The organism is Acutalibacter intestini, from assembly GCF_034334985.1.
Classification (GTDB): Bacteria; Bacillota; Clostridia; order Oscillospirales; family Acutalibacteraceae; genus Acutalibacter; species Acutalibacter intestini.
In genome coordinates this window covers 127,671-145,715 of record NZ_JAWXXL010000005.1, presented here as the reverse complement: position 1 = coordinate 145,715, position 18,045 = coordinate 127,671, and the positions used below count along the sequence as shown (strand labels likewise).

Below are 18,045 nucleotides of genomic sequence, written 5' to 3'. Positions count from 1 at the left end.
AGCCGCCCCCGTCAGTTTTCCGGCTTCAGCTGGGCCAGGGTGGCGGGCATGCTGTGGCCGGTGTTCACCTTGCCCGGACCGGTGACCAGGTCGAAACAGGAGGCAATGATGCGCCCGTCCCAGAAGATGGGCTCGCCGGGCTGGTTCAGCTCGCCGTGCAAGCCGTCGCTGTCCGGGCTCTGGGCAATACGCCGCACCGTGCCGTCAGGCTTAATCATGGCAATGGCGTTTGCGCAGAAGTCCGCTACATACAGGTTGCCCTTGTCGTCGAAGGTCATCCCGTCAGTGCTCTCCAGCTGGGACCAGTCCTGGGCAAAGACCTTATTTTCCTTTAAGCTGCCGTCCTCATTGAAAGTCAGCTTATACACCGCGCCGTCGCCGAAGTTGCCCACGTACAGGTTGCCCTCCTTGTCGAACACAATGCCGTCAGCCCCGTACTGGCAGTCGGGGTTTTCTGTGATAAAGGTGGCGAAAATGTGCTTGTCCTCCAGGGTGTTGGTAATGGCGATGTTCTCTTCCTCCAGACCGAAGCGGTACACACAGCTGACCAGCTTGCCAGAGGGGTCCTTGACCGGGTGCAGGTAGCTTTGGGTCACGTACATATAGCCGTCCTTAATGCGGATACCGTTGGGGTGCTCCATGCCGTAGGCCACCACCCGGGTCTCCAAAATCTCGCCGGCCTCGGTGACCTTCAGCTTCAGTACCCGGCCCTTAAAGAGGACCTCTTCCTTTTCGGTCCAGCCCTGGTTGTCGCAGAGGTATACATTATAGTCTTTGTCAAAGGCGATGCCCATGTTTCTGGCCACGCCGGTCTCGGGGTGGGGGGGCACGTCGAACCACTTGGCCACATGGCCCTCCCGGTCCAGCTTGACTACGCAGCCGGAAATATTATCATCGGCGTAGTTGGGGCAGGAGAGGACCAGGTTGCCTTTTTGGTCGATTTCCATGCCGTCGGGGGTGCAGATGTACTCGGGAAGGATTGAGAACAGGGTAGAAGTTTGCATTAAAGATACCGCCTTTCAAAATTATAGAATAAGAGGGATGAATTTCGTCAATAAGCGCGTGGTCCAAGGGCGGAGAAAGTCCCGGCTGCCGCTTCGGTCGGTGCTGGATGCGCCCCATCGGGACGCGGCGCCCGAGCCGGCAGGAGAGGCAGGCCCCTGGTAGGGTTTGGGGCGACGCCTCAAGGCCCTTGTCCTTCCCCATAAAAGCGCGTTACGGGGAAGGTTGGCTTTGCCAACGCCTGGGGGCCGCGCTTGTGGGGAAGGGGTTCTTGCAAGAAAAAGCATCCCCCGGCCCACCCGCCGGCCTCATTTCCGCGAAGCGGGCGCACCCGCGCCGGACCTTTAATCAGCAAAAACAAATTTCTTCAAAGGAATCCTTTGGGCAATAGGGGCAAGGGCCCGCCATGGGAGCCGGCATCTACCGGGCCGCTGTTTCGGCGGGTTCGCCGAAAAGCGCTGGGGGTACGGCGGCGGGGAAGGGGGCTTAACTGGCGTTTCCGTTTGGCGGGGGGCTTTTTTCTTTGTCCGCCGCCTTAAGGTCAAGACCGCCTCCGGCGGCAAGGGGCTTTGCCCCCTTGACCCCTACCAGGGGAACTATCCCCTGGACCCCGTCATTTTCCGGTTTTTTCGGCTTCTTCTCTTTTTGCCCTTACGGGAAGCTTATCACCATCTTCTTCACGTCCGGGTCCCGGCGCTCGATCTTCTCAAAGGGGGTCAGCGCCTCCTCAAAGGGGAATACATGGGAGATGAAGTCCATGGGGTCCAGCACCCCGCTGTTAATCCACGCCATCACCTGGCTATGGGCCTGGGCCTCCTCCTTCTTCGAGGGCCACTGGACAAATTGCAGCGTCCAGTTATAGGGCGCCCGGCTCCAGTCCAGCTCCATGCCCAGCTTGGGAGAAATCCCATAGCAGCAGATCTTTCCGTTATAACATACCAGCTCCATAGCCTGGTTGATCAGGGCGTTCATGCCTACCGCGTCCACCACATAGTCTACCCCGTCGGGGAACAGGGCCCGTATCTCCCGGTTTACGTCAGTCTTGGTGCTGTTAAAAGCCAAGCCGGCCCCCATGGCCAGGGCCTCTTCCACTTTTTGGTCGTTGATATCCACCGCGATGATTTTTCCCAGCCCCAGCAGCCGGGAAAACCGGATGAAGCACAGCCCCACCGGCCCCGCGCCAAACACTACCACGTTCTGGTTTGGCATAAAGCCGAACCGCCGGATGGCGCTGAGTACCTCGCGGAAAGTGATAATCATGGAGGCGGAAACCGGGTCTACCCGGTCGGTTTTTTTCAGCACGGTCTGGGCAAAGTACCCTTCGCTGGGAACCAGCAGCCCGTCTTGCTCATAGGCCGCGGCATCCCCCACCAGGGCATACTCCGCATAGGCCCCCCAGCCGGGGGTAAAGCCCTCCACTGCCTCTTCCAAAAAAGGCAGCAAAACCAGGTCTCCCGCAGACATGCTCCGCACACGGCTTCCGCGCTCTACCACTTCCCCCACGCCCTCGTGGCCCAGAATGGCCGGATAGGCAGAAAAATTCTTAAAATTCCGGTGGATCAGTTTGGTGTCCGTGCCGTTGCACACCCCGCAGCTTTTCATCCGCACCAGGGCCTGGTAATCCCCCGGCACAGGCTTTGGCACTTGGGCAAATGATAGTTCGCCCTTTTCGTTCACAGTCAATACTTTCATGCACACTTCCTCCTTTTCCAAGACCTGCTTTTGGCCATCTTCTTGTGGTATAATCATATAGTTTTTTCTTTCTAATGTCAATTCAATGCCCCAAAACGCCAAATAATTCTCCATTTGATATAAGAAAAGCCAGTTTCTATATGTATTATAAAGCAGCGCAACCCGAAAGTTCCCGCAACAAAGGCGCCAGACCGGCGTCCAGCTCTTCCTCAATAATCCCCCCCTACAGAGGCCGCGTTTTGCATGGGTATTGCCCAAACAAAATTTTCCTGCGACCTCTGCGCAAAGACTTGCGCCGGTGATTCTAAAGCTTTGCTTTCCATCCATTGTTTTCCTGTGACGGTTCGCCCCAAAACTTTTCAGGCGAAACTCCAAAAATCTTCACATCGTTTTCACAATGAGGGGGGATAATAGAGCCATCGTAAGAAAACAACACGCGGAGCCAGAAAAAGGCTCTTTACAAATTTGAAAGGAGCGACTATAATGTATCCGTACAACGAAAATGATGATAAAATTCTAGAGCAGCAGAAACCCGAAAGCACCAGCCAGACCCAGCAGCAAAGTTCTGTAGAGGCTGGCAGCGGGACGGGAAGCCCCGCGATGGACAGCAGTCCGGCTGGGCCGGGCAGTCCGGCTGGGCCGGGCAGTCCGGCTGGGCCGGGCTTTGGAACCGGAGCGTATCCCTATACCGCTCAGACCGGCGGGCAGGCTTTCCCCACAGCCAATACCTACCACGGGACCGGAAACAACAGCGCTTCTTACAGCTGGGGCCCTGCCTATAATACCACTCCCCCGCAGTCCGCCAGCCCCTATACTGCCCAGACCTCCTACTACACCCAGCCCCCAAAGCCCCCCAAGAAAAAGGGCTCGGCTGGCAAAAAGGTGGCCAAGGCCATTGGGGCAGTGGCCCTTTGCGCGGCGGTCTCCTTGGGGTCTGTGGGAACCTTTGCGGCACTGATTCAAAATGGCGTGGTGAACGTGCAAAGCCCGGAAGACGCAAGCGACACGGCCGCCTTTACTCTTTACAAAAAAGAAGCTTCCGCAAACACCACCCCCACTACCACTCGAGGGGAAATGACCACCCAGGAGGTGGCCCAAAAGCTGATTCCCTCTGTGGTGTGCGTGCAGAACTATCAGGTTCGCCGTCAGAGCGGCAATATCTGGGAGCAGTTTGGCTTCTATTCTCAGGACGAGGCCCAGGAGGGCGGCGAACTCTCCCCCGCAGGCGAGGGCTCGGGCATTATCCTCTCCAAGGACGGCTATATTGTTACCAACCAGCACGTAATTGACGGAGCTACCAATATCTCGGTAGTCACTTCGGACGGCTCCACCTATGAAGCCCGGCTAGTGGGGGAGGACACCCAGACCGACCTGGCGGTGCTGAAAATTGACACAGAAGACGAGCTGGTCCCCGCCGAGTTCGGCGACTCCGATGATCTGCAAGTTACCGACCAGGTGCTGGCCATTGGCAACCCTGGGGGCCTACAGTTCAACTCCAGCGTAACCATTGGCTATGTATCGGCCCTAAACCGTCCGGTAACCAACAGCGAGACCGGTTTTATGGTGAACTGCATCCAGACCGACGCGGCCATTAACCCGGGTAACTCAGGCGGCGCGCTGGTGAACAGCGACGGCCTGGTGGTGGGCATCAACTCCTCGAAAATCGCGGCTACAGAGTATGAAGGCATGGGGTTTGCCATTCCCTCCAGTGTGGTGCAGCCCATTGTCTCCGACCTCATTGAGCACGGTTATGTAACCAACCGGCCTATGCTGGGGGTTCGAGGTGAATTTCTTAACCGGTTGCAGGCCAACTATATCGGTCTATCCCAGGGATTCATGATTGGTAGCGTGGACACAGATAGTGCCAAAGCTTCTGGTCTGCAAATGTATGACATTGTCACAGCAATTGATGATACCCAGCTAGTTTCTGCCAACACCATCTCTTCTTATCTGGCTACCAAAAAACCCGGCGACAAGGTGACCCTCACCGTAGACCGGCTGGTCACTGGGGAATCGGGTCTAAAAATAGAGCTGACTCTCTCGGCCAATACCGGCGAGTCGGACTAACCCAGAGTACAAGTTTTCTTTTTCATAATCTCCTTTTTCAAGCGGAAGGCCCGGAGCGGAAAGCTCTTGGCCTTTCGCTTGTTTTCATACAAAAAGACCCGCTTTCTCCCGGCGCTATGCCAAGGGAAAACGGGTCCTTTTTTCAAAGAGCGGCTACCGCCGGTTTCCGCCGTTGTGGGGGCCAGGCAGCAGGTTATAGTTAAAGCGGGGCCGGTCGTTGGGCATATAGAAATAGACAAACTTCACAGAGAAAATATCGCAGATAATAAAGTTATTCACTGGCTCGTCGTACAGGGTGACAAAACTTCTGCCCACCAGGTAGAGCAACCCCTGCTTGCGCATAATTTCATTGGTGCCAATCAGGAATTCGATGACTACAAAGTTCCCAATATTTTGAGATAGAATGGCCTGCATGGACCCCCGCATCTCTTCTGAATCAAAATCCTCCTGGGGCGGATGCTCAAAGTTATCCATCTGGGCCGCGCCGTCCGCGGCGGCGATGTAGTCCGCCCGGCCGTAGATTCTGCGCATCCCAGAAGAGTTTCTACCGCATTCTCTTTGGTTTCCGTTCATATGGTCTGCCTCCCGTCTATTTTTTTGTTAAGTACCGGCCAGCCTCCGCCCTATGTTTCAGCGTAGCTCTCCGTAGGGTTATAGAAGCAGTGGTCCCCCAGCCGGATTACAAAGCGCCCTACCTGCGAGGGAAAATTCTGCCGGCAGTTTGGGCTAAAAGGGTTGAAGTACCACAGGGCAAAACCCAGGTTGGTCAGCCGGTGCCCCGCAATGGCCCAGTCCGCAATGCTGTAGTGCACATCTGTGGGCCGCATATTGTAAATGTTCTGCATATTGTACTGCCCGCCCACCACCTCCATTACACAGGTAAACTGTCTGGGCTGGTAGACCACCTCTCGTATGGTGTACAGCCGTCCATATTCCCCGTAAGTCACCCGCACCCGGTTCATCACCACGCAGGCCACCGCCCGCATCCCTGTGTCGCCCTCGCCGCCGGCCTCGCACTCGATAATGCGCGCCAGGATCTCTCTGTCAGAAAACGCCACGCTCCTTCCTCCTTCACGGCCCCAGGCCCTGTTCATTCCGTAAATCCTATGCCCCGTCCCCTAAAAGTAGAACCCTTGCCCCAGGGTCTGTGTTATGGATGGATCAAAAGGAGCAGGCCTCTGTCTCTGGGGCCTGCTCCTCTCTTGGGAGAATATTTTTGTTTTCCAGACGCGGTTCTATCCCCGGGCTGCTCTTCTTCTCCCAGTTCCAGGGTCGGGGGCGCGGGTGGTGGTTCCGCTGGGGTTAAAAAGCACCGTCCGTCCCGTTGACAAGCCCCGGGGCGGTTCGGGCCGCCACCGCGTCATGGGCCCAGGGGGCAATCTGCTCCCGGTCCGTGTAGTCCAGGGGCGGCAGTTTAAGTAATATCCGAACCATCCAGGGTATAATAAATACTGCCCCCCGCTGGGCGGTGACTTACCAGCAGCCGGCCGTTTTCCAGGGTAACAGAGCCTTCCGGGGGCTTTACAGACCCCAGGTCTGTACCGCTGGGCCGGCAACGCGGCGTTTTCACATTTTATCCCGCAAATTATCTCTGCCGCATTTTTCGTGTGGTAAATTTCTTTCCCATATGGTATAATCAGTACACAGATTTTAGCAAAAGGAGGTCGCGCTATGTGGGAGCTGATTAAAAAACACGTCAACTGGTTTATCTGCCGCATCAACCGCAACCGCCTGGACTCCTCCGCGGCCCACGGGGCGTTTTTTCTCATCACCTCCTTCCTGCCCTTTTTGGCCTTTCTGCTCACCTTAATGCAGCGGATCCACTTTGCCTCTGGCCTTACCATTATCGAAGTCGCCCTGGATCTGCTGCCCCCCACCATCTCTACCGCTTTGGCCCAAATTATCCCCAGCCCCATTGTGGCCTCGGGGGTGCTGCCCGTGGCGGTGATCATGTCCGTATGGTCCTCCTCTATGGGCATGGTGGCCATCATCAAAGGTTTGGACCAGGTTTACGGGGTGAAAGAGGTCCGCAACTATATTGCGCTGCGGCTGATGGCCATGGTCTATGTACTGCTCTTGGCCGTGGCGCTCATCGCGGCGGCGCTTCTCTTGGTGTTTGGCTCCACCATTTATAAATTCCTGTTGGAGCGCTGGCCCCTGGTGGCGGCCCTGTTGATTAACTTCAAGTCCCTGGCGGGCTTTATTATGCTTTTCGCCTTTTTCATTCTGCTGTACTGCTTTGTGCCAAAACGTCGGGTAAAGCTCCGCCACAACTTGGCAGGAGCTGCCTTTGGGGCCGGGGGCTGGGTGCTGTTCTCCTTTTTCTTCTCCCTATTTGTGGAAAACTTTTCCGATTTTTCCATTTATGGCAGCCTTGCCACCCTAGTCATCCTGATGTTCTGGCTGTTTTTCTGCATGTATATTTTGTTTTTAGGGGGCGAGGTCAGCGTGTGGCTGGCTACCAGCGGCATTCAAAAGGATCTGCGGGCCCTTTGGCGCAGGAAGCCGAAGAAATATAAAATCAAGCGCGTCCCGGCTAAAACTCAATCTACTGCCGGGCCAAAACCGGAAGGGAAGGATGAATAGTGGAACTTTGGGACATCTATGACGGAGAGGGCAGGCCCACCGGCCGCACCCAGACCCGGGAAACGCCCCTGGCCCCAGGGGACTACCACCTGGCGGTGACCGTGGTGGTCGTTAATGGGGCGGGACAGGTGTTCTGCACTCTGCGAAGCAAGGCCAAGCGCCAGATGCCCGGGGTGTGGGAGAACCCCGGCGGCGGGGTCTTGGCCGGGGAGGAGAGCCGCGCGGCCGCTGTGCGGGAGCTCTGGGAAGAGACGGGCATTCAGGCCACGCCGGAAGAACTGCGGTTTCTCTGCCGGAGAAAGGCAGAGGGGCTAAACGCGGAGGGATTTTTTATGGACGTGTATGGCCTGCGGCGGGACTTTCCGGCGGAGAGCGCGGTCTTGCAGCCCGGCGAGGTGGACGCCGCCCAGTGGATGGACCTGGACCTGTGGGAGGAGAAAGCCCGGGCGGGGGAGATATTGGCCGGAGCCTACACGGACCAGTTTTTTGCCGCTGTGCGGACTTTGGCAGAGGAGCCTGTCCCAGAGCTGCTGGACATCTATGACGCAAAAGGACATTCCACCGGCCGCCTGCACCGGCGGGGCACGGATTTATTGCCCGGGGAATTCTGTCTAGCCACCGCCGTTGTGATCTATAATCCATTGGGGCAGATTCTCTGCACCCTGCGCAGTCCAGAAAAGAAGGTGCTTCCCAATACCTGGGAGTGCCCAGGCGGAAGCGCCCTGGCCGGGGAGACCAGTCTGCAAGGGGCGGTGCGGGAACTGAGGGAGGAGACGGGAATCATGGCCAGCCCCCAGGAGCTGCAACATATCCTGCGGGTTCAAGGCCGGTTTTCGGACGGAGGCGAACTGTTGGATTTATATGCCCTGCGCCGGGATATTCCCGCCGGCGGGGTAAAGCTTCAGCCGGGAGAAACCGTAGACGCCCGGTGGTTTCCCCTGGCAGAGTGGGAGGAAAAGGTTCGGGCCGGAGAGATCTGGGCCGGGGCCAGAACAGAGGAATTTTTCGACCAGGTGCGGGCCTTAGCCGCGCCCAATCATTAAGGGAGGTTTTTTAGATGCCGGTAAAAGTTGGAATGATTAGCCTGGGCTGCGCCAAGAACCAGGTGGACGGCGAGCTGCTGATGGCCAAGCTGAAAGCGGCGGGCTATGAGCTGGTAGACGACGTGGCCATGGCCGATGTGGCCATTGTGAACACCTGCGGCTTTATTGAGAGCGCCAAGAAAGAGTCCATTGAAGAAATATTAGAGCTGTCTCTGCTGAAAAAGGAGGGACGCATCAAAAAGCTGGTGGCCACGGGCTGTATGGCGGAGCGCTATCAGCGGGAAATGCGAAAGGAGATCCCTGAGCTGGACGGCGTCCTGGGCATTGGGGCCAACGCCGACCCTGTCCGCTACATAGGGGAGCTGATGGAATCCGGCGCGGTGGAGGCCTTCCCCCCAAAGGACAAGCTGCCCCTCTGCGGAGAACGAGAGCTGAGCACCCCCAGCTGGTCCGCCTATCTAAAAATTGCCGAGGGCTGCGACAACCGCTGCTCCTACTGCGCTATCCCCATGATCCGCGGCGGCTACCGGAGCCGCGGCATGGAAGACATTGAGGAAGAGGCCCGGCGGCTGGCTGAAAACGGAGCCAAAGAACTGGTGCTTATCGCCCAAGACACCACAAGATATGGAATTGACGTCTATGGCAAGTACTCTTTGGCGGAATTGCTCCGGCGGCTCTGCCAGATCGAAGGGGTCTGCTGGCTGCGGGTGCTGTACTGCTACCCAGACGCCATCACCGACGAGCTGTTAGACGTGATGGCCCAGGAGGAAAAGGTGCTGCCCTATATCGACCTGCCCTTGCAGCACGCCTCGGGCCGGGTGCTGAAGGCCATGAACCGCCGGGGGGACCGGGCCTCCTTGACGGCGCTGATTAAGAAAATACGGGCAAAGGTGCCGGGGGTGATTCTGCGCACCACGCTGATTACAGGTTTTCCCGGAGAGACCGAGGAGGACTTTACAGAGCTGGCGGAGTTCGTCAAGGAGGCCCGGTTCGACCGGCTGGGCTGCTTTACCTATTCTCAGGAGGAGGACACCCCCGCCGCCCTGCTGCCAGACCAGGTGGACCAGGAGGTAAAGGAGCGCCGGGCGGAAATCATTACGGACATGCAGATGGACATTACCGACCCCAAATGCGAGAGCTATGTGGGGCGCACCTTCCAGGTGCTGGTAGAAGGCTTTGACCGGTACGCCGAGTGCTGGTTTGGCCGGTCCTACATGGACGCCCCGGACGTGGACGGAAAAATTTTCTTCACCACCCAGGGCAAGCGGCCAGTGCTGGGCAGCTTTGTGCCGGTGATCATTGAGGACTGGATGAACGGCGACCTGACCGGCAGTATGGTATGATAGGAGGAAATTTCTCATGAAAATGAACCTGCCCAATAAGCTGACCCTGCTGCGGGTTGCTCTGGTGCCGGTGTTTATGGTGTTCGCGGCCTTTGTACACACGGACTTCGGCTATGGCCAGACGGGCTTTTCGCCGCTGATGTATGCCTTGGCCGGGGCGGTGTTTGCCTTGGCCAGCCTGACGGACTTTTTGGACGGCTACCTGGCCCGGAAGAACAATCTGGTCACTGACTTCGGCAAGTTCGCGGACCCTTTGGCAGACAAGATGCTGACCACCGCCGCCCTGATCTACATGGTAGTGGACGGGGTGTGCAGCCCGGTGGTTCTGGCTGCGGTGCTGTTCCGGGAGTTTGCGGTGGCGGGCATTCGGATGCTGGCGGCGGCTGGGCAGAAGGTGATTGCGGCCAATCTGTGGGGCAAGGTCAAGACGGTGGCCCAGATGCTAACCATCCTATTCTACTACTTTGCGGCAGCTCTAGCTGGTCCCACGGACATTGGCCTGGTCCAGCTCATTACCCAGGTGCTGTGCTGGACAGTGGCTGTGCTAACGATCCTTTCGGGTGTAATCTATATCAAGGATAACCTCGCAGTACTAAAGGACTAGGGCTTGTTTGAAAAATCGAAAAGGCCGTCTTTATGCCCATAAGAGGCCCCTTTCCGCATCAAAAAACCTGGCCAATCGGAAGAGTTGACAGGTTTTTTCCTTGAAATGGACTCCTTCTGGCCAAAAATTCGTCATTTCCTCTATTTTCAAACAAGCCCTAGCCCCAGGGTGAATGCATGCATCGTGACGTGTAGGGGCTGGGGGTGTGGGTGACCGGCGGCAGCCGAACCAGCGGGCAGATAACTTGTTTCTCCCAGCAGAACGGGAGACCGCGTCCCTGCCCTTTGGCCTTAAAGAATGGCGCAAGAACCAAGCAGGAAAAGCGGCCTTTCTCAACACGATAACAGAGGCAAGACACACCATTGCCGCCCAGCAGCCAGACGGGATGGGGAAATGGAGCGGACCGCTTGCAGAGGTCTGCCATAGAGATGCCACTATATCTACGGGATAGCCATGTCCTCTGCTGGTTGATACCGCCAGGGCTTTTCGCTCCTTCCCCGCGTATGTTTCTCTCTCCACAAAAAAAGAGCCGCTGAAGAAGCGGCTCCTTTTTTATTACACGTTCTTCCAGTGGTCCAACTTTGGCAGGGCCTGTGCAAAATATGCCCGGGCCTGCTGGGGCGGAAAGCTTTCGTTGGACATATGCTCTGCCAAAAAATCCAGCAGTTCCTCCATGCTTTTATACACAAACGCCCCGTCCGTATAGCACCACTGGCAGTATGCCTCGTTAAAGCTGCCATCCGGCTCCCGGCTGATGTTTCCGTCCTCCAGCGGCATGCCGCAGCACTGGCAGACCAACTGTCTGGGGCTGCCCAGCAGAGTATTGATAGACACATTAAATAGTGCCGAAAGCAGCTTTAGCGTCTCCGGGTTAGGAACCGTCTCCCCATTCTCCCAGCGGGAAACCGCTTGACGGGTTACAAACACCCGGCCAGCCAGTTGCTCTTGAGACAGGTTATGTTTTGCCCTTAGCTGCATGATTATATCTTTTGTTTCCATCTTAGTATCACCTCAAGTACCAGTATACAACAGTCTTTTAAAAAGCTCAAGCAACTGGTTGTTGCGGGACTGCTTAGGGCTTGTTTGAAAATAGAGGAAATGACGAATTTTGGGCCAGAAGGGGACAATTTCAAGGAGAAGAACCGCTGTAGTTAGCTGCGCTAACTACGTCACTCTCGCGATTGACGAGGATTTTCGACGTAGAAAGTGGCCTCTTATGGCAAAAAAGACGACGTTTTCGATTTTTCAAACAAGCCCTAGTCCCCCTATGTTGGGGATATAATTTCCATTCTGCAAATCAATCATATGTGTCTCCACCCCCCAAAAAGCCAAATCTCCTTTTGGATTATAACACCTGGTCTAAGCTCATTCAAACTTTTTGAGACCCCGCCCAAGTTCTAAACTGGCGGCAATTCTGAAAAGGAAGCTTTTAACATCCATCTTGCGGTCTGCGGCGAAAAGTGGTATAATGATTAAAATTATGCCAAGAATTTGCCTGGGCCAGGTTTTTAAGGCAACACCGCACAAAGATTGTGCGCGAGTTGCGCAGTCAATTTTTTCGTCAGAGTGTACAGCTTGAGGGCAGACAATCTGTCGATTGGCAATGGAAAGCTGTGCGCTATGACGGAAAAAGTGCAAGCAAATCGTGTGCAAAGACCGTAGGCCGGTCTTTGTGCGGTGTTGCCTTAAAGGGAATTTGCCCTTGCTTTGGCGAATGGTCCAGCCCAAAACACCCGAAAAGGGGAGAAGGTATTGGAAAACACAGAGAAAGATATTTACGGCAGCGGTATTCTCGCTGGACGTAACCCCGTGGCCGAGGCCCTGCGCTCTGGCCGGGCGGTGGACTGCGTCTATCTGGCCCCAGGGCCCCGCTCGGGCCAGCTGCCCCTTATTTTAAGGCTAGCCAAAGAGCAAGGCGTGCCTGTAAAGGAGGCGGACCCCCGCAAGCTCTCTCACATGTGCAACGGGGCCAACCACCAGGGGGTAGTTGCCGTGGCGGCAGCCAAAGACTACGCCACCGTGGAGGACATGCTCTCCCTGGCCCAAAGCCGGGGAGAACCGCCCCTGCTGGTGGTATGCGACGGCCTGGAGGACCCTCATAACCTGGGTGCCGTGATACGGGTGGCAGAGTGCGCGGGGGCCCACGGGGTCATTATCCCAAAGCGCCGCAGCGTGGGGCTTACTTATGCGGTGAGCAAGGCCTCCGCCGGGGCGGTGGAGTACCTGCCCGTGGCCCGGGTGCAGAACCTGGCCTCCTTAATGGAGGACCTAAAGGCCCGGGGACTGTGGGTATTTGCGGCGGACATGGACGGCGGCCCCTGGTGCCAGGCGGACCTTACCGGCCCCACAGCCCTGGTCATTGGTTCCGAGGGTAAAGGCGTCAGCCGCCTGGTAAAAGAAAAGGCCGACTTCGTGGTAGCTTTGCCCATCCGGGGACAAGTGAATTCCCTGAACGCCTCGGTGGCGGCGGGTATCCTCTGTTACGAGGCTGTACGTCAGCGGGGCGGGCTTTGAGGGCTGCCCGTGCTACCCAGTAAGCCGGGGAACACTCTGACCCAGCCTTTGGCCATGGCCCGGCGCTGGACATCTCGCTTTTTGAGACAGTGGACGAGGAAGAACATCAGGCCTCCCCACTAGCTATGAAATGTCTCCATACGGCAAAGAGGACCTTACCCCTGTAGCAGGAGAACCGAACGTTGAGACAGAGGAGCCGAATACTGTGCGAGGATGAGATTTTTGTACAGACCCTGGAGACTTTGTACATGGTTTTACCCATAGAGGTCCCTGGTCCTACGGATTAGGGCACCTGGGCAACAGCCTATGAAATGTTTTCGAGCCGGCGAGTATGAGAACCAGAAGAAACCGCTTTCCATAGAAGAAATGGAAAAACATCGCTGGCAGGGCCACGGGCCCCACCGGAGAGGAGCACATCAATATGAATGAAGATTTCACCCTGGAGGATATTTTGGAGGAACAGCGCCAAAAGCGGGAACAGGCCCAAACCGCGATCGCGGGAACAGCCCCCACCACGGCTCCTGCCCAAAACCAAGAGCCGGCCCGTAACCAAACCCAGGAGCCGCATCTGCCCCCTGGGGCGGAATATGTGGAGGTAAGCCCAGAAGAGCTCGAGGCAGATACGGATGCTCCTTTGCAGTCCGCTGCCCCCCAGGCGCCCCCCCGGCTGGCCAGCCCCCCCCAGCCGGAGCCTCCGCCCACCATGGAAGAGGAGTCCCCAGCCCCTTCCCCTTTGCCGGCAGAGGGGGGCAAAAAGAAAAAGAAGAAAAAGCGCTGGAGCCTTTTTGGCAAGAGGAAGGTGCCAGACTTTGACGAGAGCGAAGAGGATATGTACTACGGCATCCAGCTTAAGCCGATTGACGAGTACCGGCTGGATGGCGACGCACCTCCTCTGGGAGAGGAGGGCTATAAGGCCCTGTTTGACGACTCTAAGTCCATTGACGATGAGGTAGAGGAAAACTTCCTGCGCCTGCAAAAGGAGCGCCGCCGCCGGGTGGCTGAAACCGTGCAGAGCGCGGGCATGGACGAACAGCAGATTGCCGAGGAGTTCGGCGTAGTAGCTCCCATGCCGGTGACGCCCTTTGCCGCCGATCCCTACGCCCGCCAGCACGGTCTGGACGTAGAGGGCGTCAGCGGTTTGAGCGACCTGCAAAAGGCCATGCTGGAAACCTCTGGCGACCAGACTATGGAGATCAAGCTGAATGTGCTGAACAGCACCATTGAGCTGCAAAAGATCGGCGACGGGGCCCCCCCTGTGAGCGAAGAAACTGTGGAGCGCATCCTGGAGGCAGCCCCAGCCCAGTCTCCCCAACAGGAGTATGGGGAGCAGAGTGCCTACGTCGAACCTCCCCAGCAGGAGTATAGGGAGCAGAGCGCCTACGCTGAACCTCCCCAGCAGGAGTATAGGGAGCAGAGTGCCTACGCCGAACCTCCCCAGCAGGAGTATAGGGAGCAGAGTGCCTACGCTGAACCTCCCCAGCAGGAGTATGGGGAGCAGAGCGCCTACGTCGAACCTCCCCAGCAGGAGTATGGGGAGCAGAGCGCCTACGCTGAACCTCCCCAGCAGGAGTATGGGGAGCAGAGTGCCTACGTCGAACCTCCCCAGCAGGAGTATGGGGAGCAGAGCGCCTACGTCGAACCTCCCCAGCAGGAGTATGGGGAGCAGAGCGCCTACGTCGAACCTCCCCAGCAGGAGTATGGGGAGCAGCCGGCCGTCTCAGAAAAAACGATTGAGATGCCCCGGGCAGCAGTCCGGCAGGCTCAGGAGCAGGCGCCTCCTCCCCCGCAGCCTCCTCGGAAACCGGCCCCGCCGCCCAGGCCCACTCAGCAGGTGCCCTATGTGGAGAATATCTTCCAGTACCGCTCCCGGGCCATGCCCACCCACATCATTAACGCCAATGTGCTGCAAAGCGCCCTGCTCAGCGAGTCGGACGCTATTCAACGTACGAAAGAGGCGGAAGAGGCCCTGCGAACCCCTAAACCCCAAAAGCGTCCCCGGCCCCAAAAGGCAGAAGAGGCCGCGGCAAAGCCCAAGCCGCCTAAAAATGCCTCTCCGCCTTCGCAGGACACTGGCGAGGCCATAGAGGACTACACCGGCCCTGAGGACGCCCGGTCTGTTGCTAATGAGCTGCGAGGGGAAATGCACGAACTCTCTTTACGCATTATGATTACAGGCGTGTGCACGGTGCTACTGACCCTGGTGGCACTGGTGTGCCGCAGCAGGTTCTCGGTAACAGCTGGCTCTGGCAGCTGGCCTCTGGCTTATGTAATTCTCACCCTGGTGTTCTCCATTGTAGCAGCAGGGGTCTGCTATAAGACCGTTGGCAACGGCCTAAAGGCCCTGTTCGCTGCCAAAGCCAACTCGGACAGCGCTGTAGCCGTGGCCGTGCTGGCTGGCCTAGTGCAGACTGTTTGCTCTCTGTTTTTCCGAGAGGACCTGGTTACCGGCGGGCTGCATCTGTACGCCCCAGTGGTTTCAGCCCTGCTGCTGGCCAACGCGGCGGGCAAGCTGACCATGATTCGCCGGATTCATAGTAACTTCCGGTTTGTCACCTCTCGGGAGCAGAAGTACGCTGTAAAGACGTTTGACGACTACAATACCTCCCTAAAAATGACGAAGGATTGTGTGGCGGAAAAACCACTGATTTCCTACCAGTGTAAAACCGGATTCCTCAAGCGCTTCCTGGAGCTCTCCTATGCTCCGGACCCTTCGGAAGCCTCTTCCCAGGTTATCGCGCCCCTGGGGCTTATCTGCTCTTTGGTATTATGCATTGCCTGCTTGCTGATTACAAGCAGCGTCCCCACAGCAGTCAGTGCTTTTTCAGCGGCCTGCTGCGCCTGTGTGGCAGCGGCCAATATGCTCTCCGTCAACCTGCCCATTAGCCGGATGTGCAAAACCGCCCGCCGGGCCGGCGGCATGCTGGTGGGTTATGAGGCAGTGGAAAAGTTTGGCGACGTAAACGCTGTAATTGCCGACGCCGGGGATCTGTTCCCTACAGGTACCGTGGTGTTGGGGGGCATTAAGACCTTTGGCAGCCGGGTGATTGCCGAGGACGCCATTATGTGCGCAACGGCCCTGATGAAGGAGATTGGCGGACCCCTTAGCGGGGTATTCGACCAGGTAATTAATGAAGCGGAAGAAATTCTTCCCGAGGTGGAAAAGTACACCTATGAGAGCGGCGGAGGCATTGTGGGCCGGGTAGACGGCAAAACCATCTACATCGGCGGCCGGGGCCTGCTAATCAACCACCGGCTGGAAGTGCCTACTCGGGAAGAGGAAACCCAGTACGCCTCTGGCAACCAAAATATCATTTATATTGCCGTGGACACGATGGTAGCAGCTATTCTGGTGCTGAGCTACTCGGCGGACCGGCGGCGAAAAAATGAATTGCAGCGGCTGGAGGACAGCGGAATCAGCGTGCTGGTGCGTACCACGGACCCCAACGTTACCGTGGCGCTGGTCTCCCGGCTGTTTGGCATCGACTCCGCCAGCGTGGGCATTTTGGATGCCCAGCTGGGAGACACCGCCAACCGGTTGACCCTAGAGACCGACCCCAGGGCGGACGCAGTGGCAGCCACAAAAGGCCGGATGGAGTCCATGATGAGCCTCATCTCGGCCTGTGTGGAACAAAAACGCACCGCGGGGATTCTGGTGGCCATACAGACCGCCGCAGTGGTGCTGGGCTTTGTCTTGGTGGCACTTTTGGCCTGTTTTGGGGGAATGCGGCAGCTTTCCACCCTGGTGTTATTCTTGTTCGAGCTGTTCTGGCTAGGGCTTCTGGTGCTCATTCCTAAGCTGCGGCGCTAGATAAGCCTCCTGGAGCCGCTGTGGTTCTCCCGGGAGTCTCCTGCTCAAAAGTTTCATGGAGTTTGTTACACCTCCGCAGAACAAAACCTACGCAAAAAAAGCCGCTCCGTTTTAATCCGGAGCGGCTTTTTTATTACTTTTAACTGTAAGTTTTTACTTAGAGTTAAAATCCTGGCTAAAGATCTCGCTGCCGTCAGCCTGGGCATAGACCACCCGTACAGTGGCCTTGCCGCTGTCCAGCACAGAAGCCACCTGGTCGGCAATGTTCTCAAAAGTAGCAGCCTGGGCGCTCATCTCAGTCTCCAGCGTAGTGGCCACTGTCTCAATATCGTTTCCTTCCAGAGCCGTGTCGGAATAGGTGAACAGATAGACCAGGACATCGCCCTCGCCCTTAATGTCAATGCTCATCTTCTCGTTGGCCAAAGAGCTCATCATCTCTTTAATTGGCCCGCTAACATTGGGGTCCTCCAGGAACTCCTCCACAGAGGCATAAGTACCGCTGGTGTTGCTCAAACCGCTGGTCTCTTCAGAAGAGGTGGAAGCCTCGGAAGACACCTCAGAGCTGGACTCCTCCGCGCTGCTGGAAACCTCGCTGCTGCTCACCGCGCTGGAAGCACCTGCGGAGCTGCTATTGTTCTCGCCGCAAGCGGAAAGAGTCAGAGCCATCGCAATGGCCATTGTGCCGGCCAAAATCCGGAAAACTGTTTTTTTCATGATCGCACGCCTTTCTTCAATCAGTCTAAATTTTATTTGGTTCCTAACTTGCTGTTCTCAAGCTGGACCAACAGTGATTATACTACTGGAAAAGCGGGATGTCAAGCAAAATGGGGTTACAAAAAGATTAAAAATTCCTTACAGCTACAGAGAATTTATCAACCTATATAAAAATAACTCCCAGTGCGTTCTGTTCTTGTATGATGTGAGAGAACCACCTAGAACCCGACTTTTAAAGATTTTTGCCAGCAGGGCCCTTTCGTCACTTCATATCCGCTGGACCCGTCTGTGCCTCATTCAACCCCTATTGACAAATTCCCCTCCATCAGGTATGATAAGGTCGAAAAATGAAATAAGGGGTGCCGAACATTGGCTGAGAGGAGCAAGAGCCGTTAAGGCTTTGGAGCTTAAACCCTAAGAACCTGATGCGGATAATACCGACGGAGGAAGCATTTCATTTTCTTTGCGTAGAGGCAAATAATATTGGGAACCCGGCGCTTTAGCCCCCTAGCCAAGGGGACGCATAATCCCGCCAGATTAAGAAAGAATCCATAGGGTCTTTCTAGTAGGTTTCCTATAGCTTATGGCGTTTGGGTCGAGTAAGCCCCACGTTTTTGCTCTACAAAAAGGATGCTTTCGCGCTGCCTGGATTTTTCCGGGCGGCGCTTTTTC

Annotated in this window: 16 protein-coding genes and 1 riboswitch; of the genes, 8 read left to right on the top strand and 8 right to left on the bottom strand. The window is 56.6% G+C overall.

Annotation, left to right across the window (positions count from 1 at the left end):
- Window positions 1–11 precede the first annotated feature (11 nt).
- Entirely contained in the window at window positions 12–1,004 is a 993-nt protein-coding gene (locus U8U68_RS06270; protein WP_322199977.1) for an SMP-30/gluconolactonase/LRE family protein, read from the bottom strand.
- A 649-nt stretch (window positions 1,005–1,653) separates the two neighbouring features.
- Window positions 1,654–2,694 carry a zinc-dependent alcohol dehydrogenase gene (locus U8U68_RS06265; protein ID WP_322199976.1) on the bottom strand — a complete coding sequence of 347 codons (1,041 nt, stop codon included), beginning with the start codon at window positions 2,692–2,694 and terminating at the stop codon, window positions 1,654–1,656.
- Window positions 2,695–3,177: 483 nt separating this feature from the next.
- Between U8U68_RS06265 and U8U68_RS06260 the strand changes: the two genes are divergently transcribed.
- Window positions 3,178–4,761 carry a S1C family serine protease gene (locus U8U68_RS06260; RefSeq protein WP_322199975.1) on the top strand — a complete coding sequence of 528 codons (1,584 nt, stop codon included), beginning with the start codon at window positions 3,178–3,180 and terminating at the stop codon, window positions 4,759–4,761.
- Between the two features lie 153 nt (window positions 4,762–4,914).
- Here the strand turns inward: U8U68_RS06260 and U8U68_RS06255 are convergent, their stop codons facing one another.
- From U8U68_RS06255 to U8U68_RS06240, 4 genes are all read right to left on the bottom strand, one after another.
- Window positions 4,915–5,334: a hypothetical protein gene (locus tag U8U68_RS06255; RefSeq protein ID WP_322199974.1), complete on the bottom strand. Its 420-nt coding sequence runs from the start codon at window positions 5,332–5,334 to the stop codon at window positions 4,915–4,917.
- Window positions 5,335–5,384: 50 nt separating this feature from the next.
- Complete coding sequence (locus U8U68_RS06250) at window positions 5,385–5,819, bottom strand: cell wall hydrolase (RefSeq protein ID WP_322199973.1); 435 nt, start codon at window positions 5,817–5,819, stop codon at window positions 5,385–5,387.
- 244 nt (window positions 5,820–6,063) lie between these two features.
- Window positions 6,064–6,195: a hypothetical protein gene (locus tag U8U68_RS06245; protein ID WP_322199972.1), complete on the bottom strand. Its 132-nt coding sequence runs from the start codon at window positions 6,193–6,195 to the stop codon at window positions 6,064–6,066.
- Window positions 6,176–6,331 carry a hypothetical protein gene (locus U8U68_RS06240; RefSeq protein WP_322199971.1) on the bottom strand — a complete coding sequence of 52 codons (156 nt, stop codon included), beginning with the start codon at window positions 6,329–6,331 and terminating at the stop codon, window positions 6,176–6,178. The genes U8U68_RS06245 and U8U68_RS06240 overlap by 20 nt, the downstream gene beginning before the upstream one ends.
- A gap of 101 nt (window positions 6,332–6,432) precedes the next feature.
- Here U8U68_RS06240 and U8U68_RS06235 point away from each other — a divergent pair, with 101 nt between their 5' ends.
- The 5 genes from U8U68_RS06235 (at window position 6,433) to U8U68_RS06215 (ending at window position 10,788) form a co-directional block, all read left to right on the top strand.
- Window positions 6,433–7,347, top strand: coding sequence for a YihY/virulence factor BrkB family protein (locus tag U8U68_RS06235; RefSeq protein ID WP_322199970.1), 915 nt, complete (start codon window positions 6,433–6,435; stop codon window positions 7,345–7,347).
- Entirely contained in the window at window positions 7,347–8,390 is a 1,044-nt protein-coding gene (locus tag U8U68_RS06230) for an NUDIX hydrolase (protein WP_322199969.1), read from the top strand. The genes U8U68_RS06235 and U8U68_RS06230 overlap by 1 nt, the downstream gene beginning before the upstream one ends.
- A gap of 14 nt (window positions 8,391–8,404) precedes the next feature.
- The gene (gene rimO / locus U8U68_RS06225) at window positions 8,405–9,733 is read left to right on the top strand and encodes a 30S ribosomal protein S12 methylthiotransferase RimO (protein WP_322199968.1); all 1,329 of its coding nucleotides are present in this window, start codon (window positions 8,405–8,407) and stop codon (window positions 9,731–9,733) included.
- A 22-nt stretch (window positions 9,734–9,755) separates the two neighbouring features.
- A complete protein-coding gene (gene pgsA / locus U8U68_RS06220) occupies window positions 9,756–10,337 on the top strand; it encodes a CDP-diacylglycerol--glycerol-3-phosphate 3-phosphatidyltransferase (protein WP_322200018.1) in 582 nt (193 codons plus the stop codon).
- 205 nt (window positions 10,338–10,542) lie between these two features.
- On the top strand, window positions 10,543–10,788 hold the full coding sequence (locus U8U68_RS06215) for a hypothetical protein (RefSeq protein WP_322199967.1): 246 nt from the start codon (window positions 10,543–10,545) through the stop codon (window positions 10,786–10,788).
- Between the two features lie 104 nt (window positions 10,789–10,892).
- Here the strand turns inward: U8U68_RS06215 and U8U68_RS06210 are convergent, their stop codons facing one another.
- Window positions 10,893–11,336 carry a zinc ribbon domain-containing protein gene (locus U8U68_RS06210; RefSeq protein ID WP_322199966.1) on the bottom strand — a complete coding sequence of 148 codons (444 nt, stop codon included), beginning with the start codon at window positions 11,334–11,336 and terminating at the stop codon, window positions 10,893–10,895.
- Between the two features lie 753 nt (window positions 11,337–12,089).
- On the opposite strand from U8U68_RS06210, the gene rlmB reads away from it, so the two are divergent.
- Window positions 12,090–12,851 (top strand): 23S rRNA (guanosine(2251)-2'-O)-methyltransferase RlmB, encoded by a 762-nt coding sequence (gene rlmB, locus U8U68_RS06205; RefSeq protein ID WP_322199965.1) that lies wholly within the window; start codon window positions 12,090–12,092, stop codon window positions 12,849–12,851.
- 421 nt (window positions 12,852–13,272) lie between these two features.
- Window positions 13,273–16,659, top strand: coding sequence for an HAD family hydrolase (locus U8U68_RS06200; protein ID WP_322199964.1), 3,387 nt, complete (start codon window positions 13,273–13,275; stop codon window positions 16,657–16,659).
- Window positions 16,660–16,812: 153 nt separating this feature from the next.
- Here U8U68_RS06200 and U8U68_RS06195 read toward each other — a convergent pair whose 3' ends face one another.
- Window positions 16,813–17,373: a DUF4854 domain-containing protein gene (locus U8U68_RS06195; RefSeq protein WP_322199963.1), complete on the bottom strand. Its 561-nt coding sequence runs from the start codon at window positions 17,371–17,373 to the stop codon at window positions 16,813–16,815.
- Between the two features lie 345 nt (window positions 17,374–17,718).
- Window positions 17,719–17,840, top strand: a riboswitch (TPP riboswitch).
- Window positions 17,841–18,045 lie beyond the last annotated feature (205 nt).

Bases quoted from the DNA above. Each gene is read 5' to 3' on its own strand.
- U8U68_RS06270 (WP_322199977.1), bottom strand. From the start codon at position 1,004: ATGCAAACTTCTACCCTGTTCTCAATCCTTCCCGAGTACATCTGCACC.
- U8U68_RS06265 (WP_322199976.1), bottom strand. From the start codon at position 2,694: ATGAAAGTATTGACTGTGAACGAAAAGGGCGAACTATCATTTGCCCAA.
- U8U68_RS06260 (WP_322199975.1), top strand. From the start codon at position 3,178: ATGTATCCGTACAACGAAAATGATGATAAAATTCTAGAGCAGCAGAAA.
- U8U68_RS06255 (WP_322199974.1), bottom strand. From the start codon at position 5,334: ATGAACGGAAACCAAAGAGAATGCGGTAGAAACTCTTCTGGGATGCGC.
- U8U68_RS06245 (WP_322199972.1), bottom strand. From the start codon at position 6,195: ATGGTTCGGATATTACTTAAACTGCCGCCCCTGGACTACACGGACCGG.
- U8U68_RS06235 (WP_322199970.1), top strand. From the start codon at position 6,433: ATGTGGGAGCTGATTAAAAAACACGTCAACTGGTTTATCTGCCGCATC.
- rimO (WP_322199968.1), top strand. From the start codon at position 8,405: ATGCCGGTAAAAGTTGGAATGATTAGCCTGGGCTGCGCCAAGAACCAG.
- pgsA (WP_322200018.1), top strand. From the start codon at position 9,756: ATGAACCTGCCCAATAAGCTGACCCTGCTGCGGGTTGCTCTGGTGCCG.
- U8U68_RS06210 (WP_322199966.1), bottom strand. From the start codon at position 11,336: ATGGAAACAAAAGATATAATCATGCAGCTAAGGGCAAAACATAACCTG.
- U8U68_RS06200 (WP_322199964.1), top strand. From the start codon at position 13,273: ATGAATGAAGATTTCACCCTGGAGGATATTTTGGAGGAACAGCGCCAA.
- U8U68_RS06195 (WP_322199963.1), bottom strand. From the start codon at position 17,373: ATGAAAAAAACAGTTTTCCGGATTTTGGCCGGCACAATGGCCATTGCG.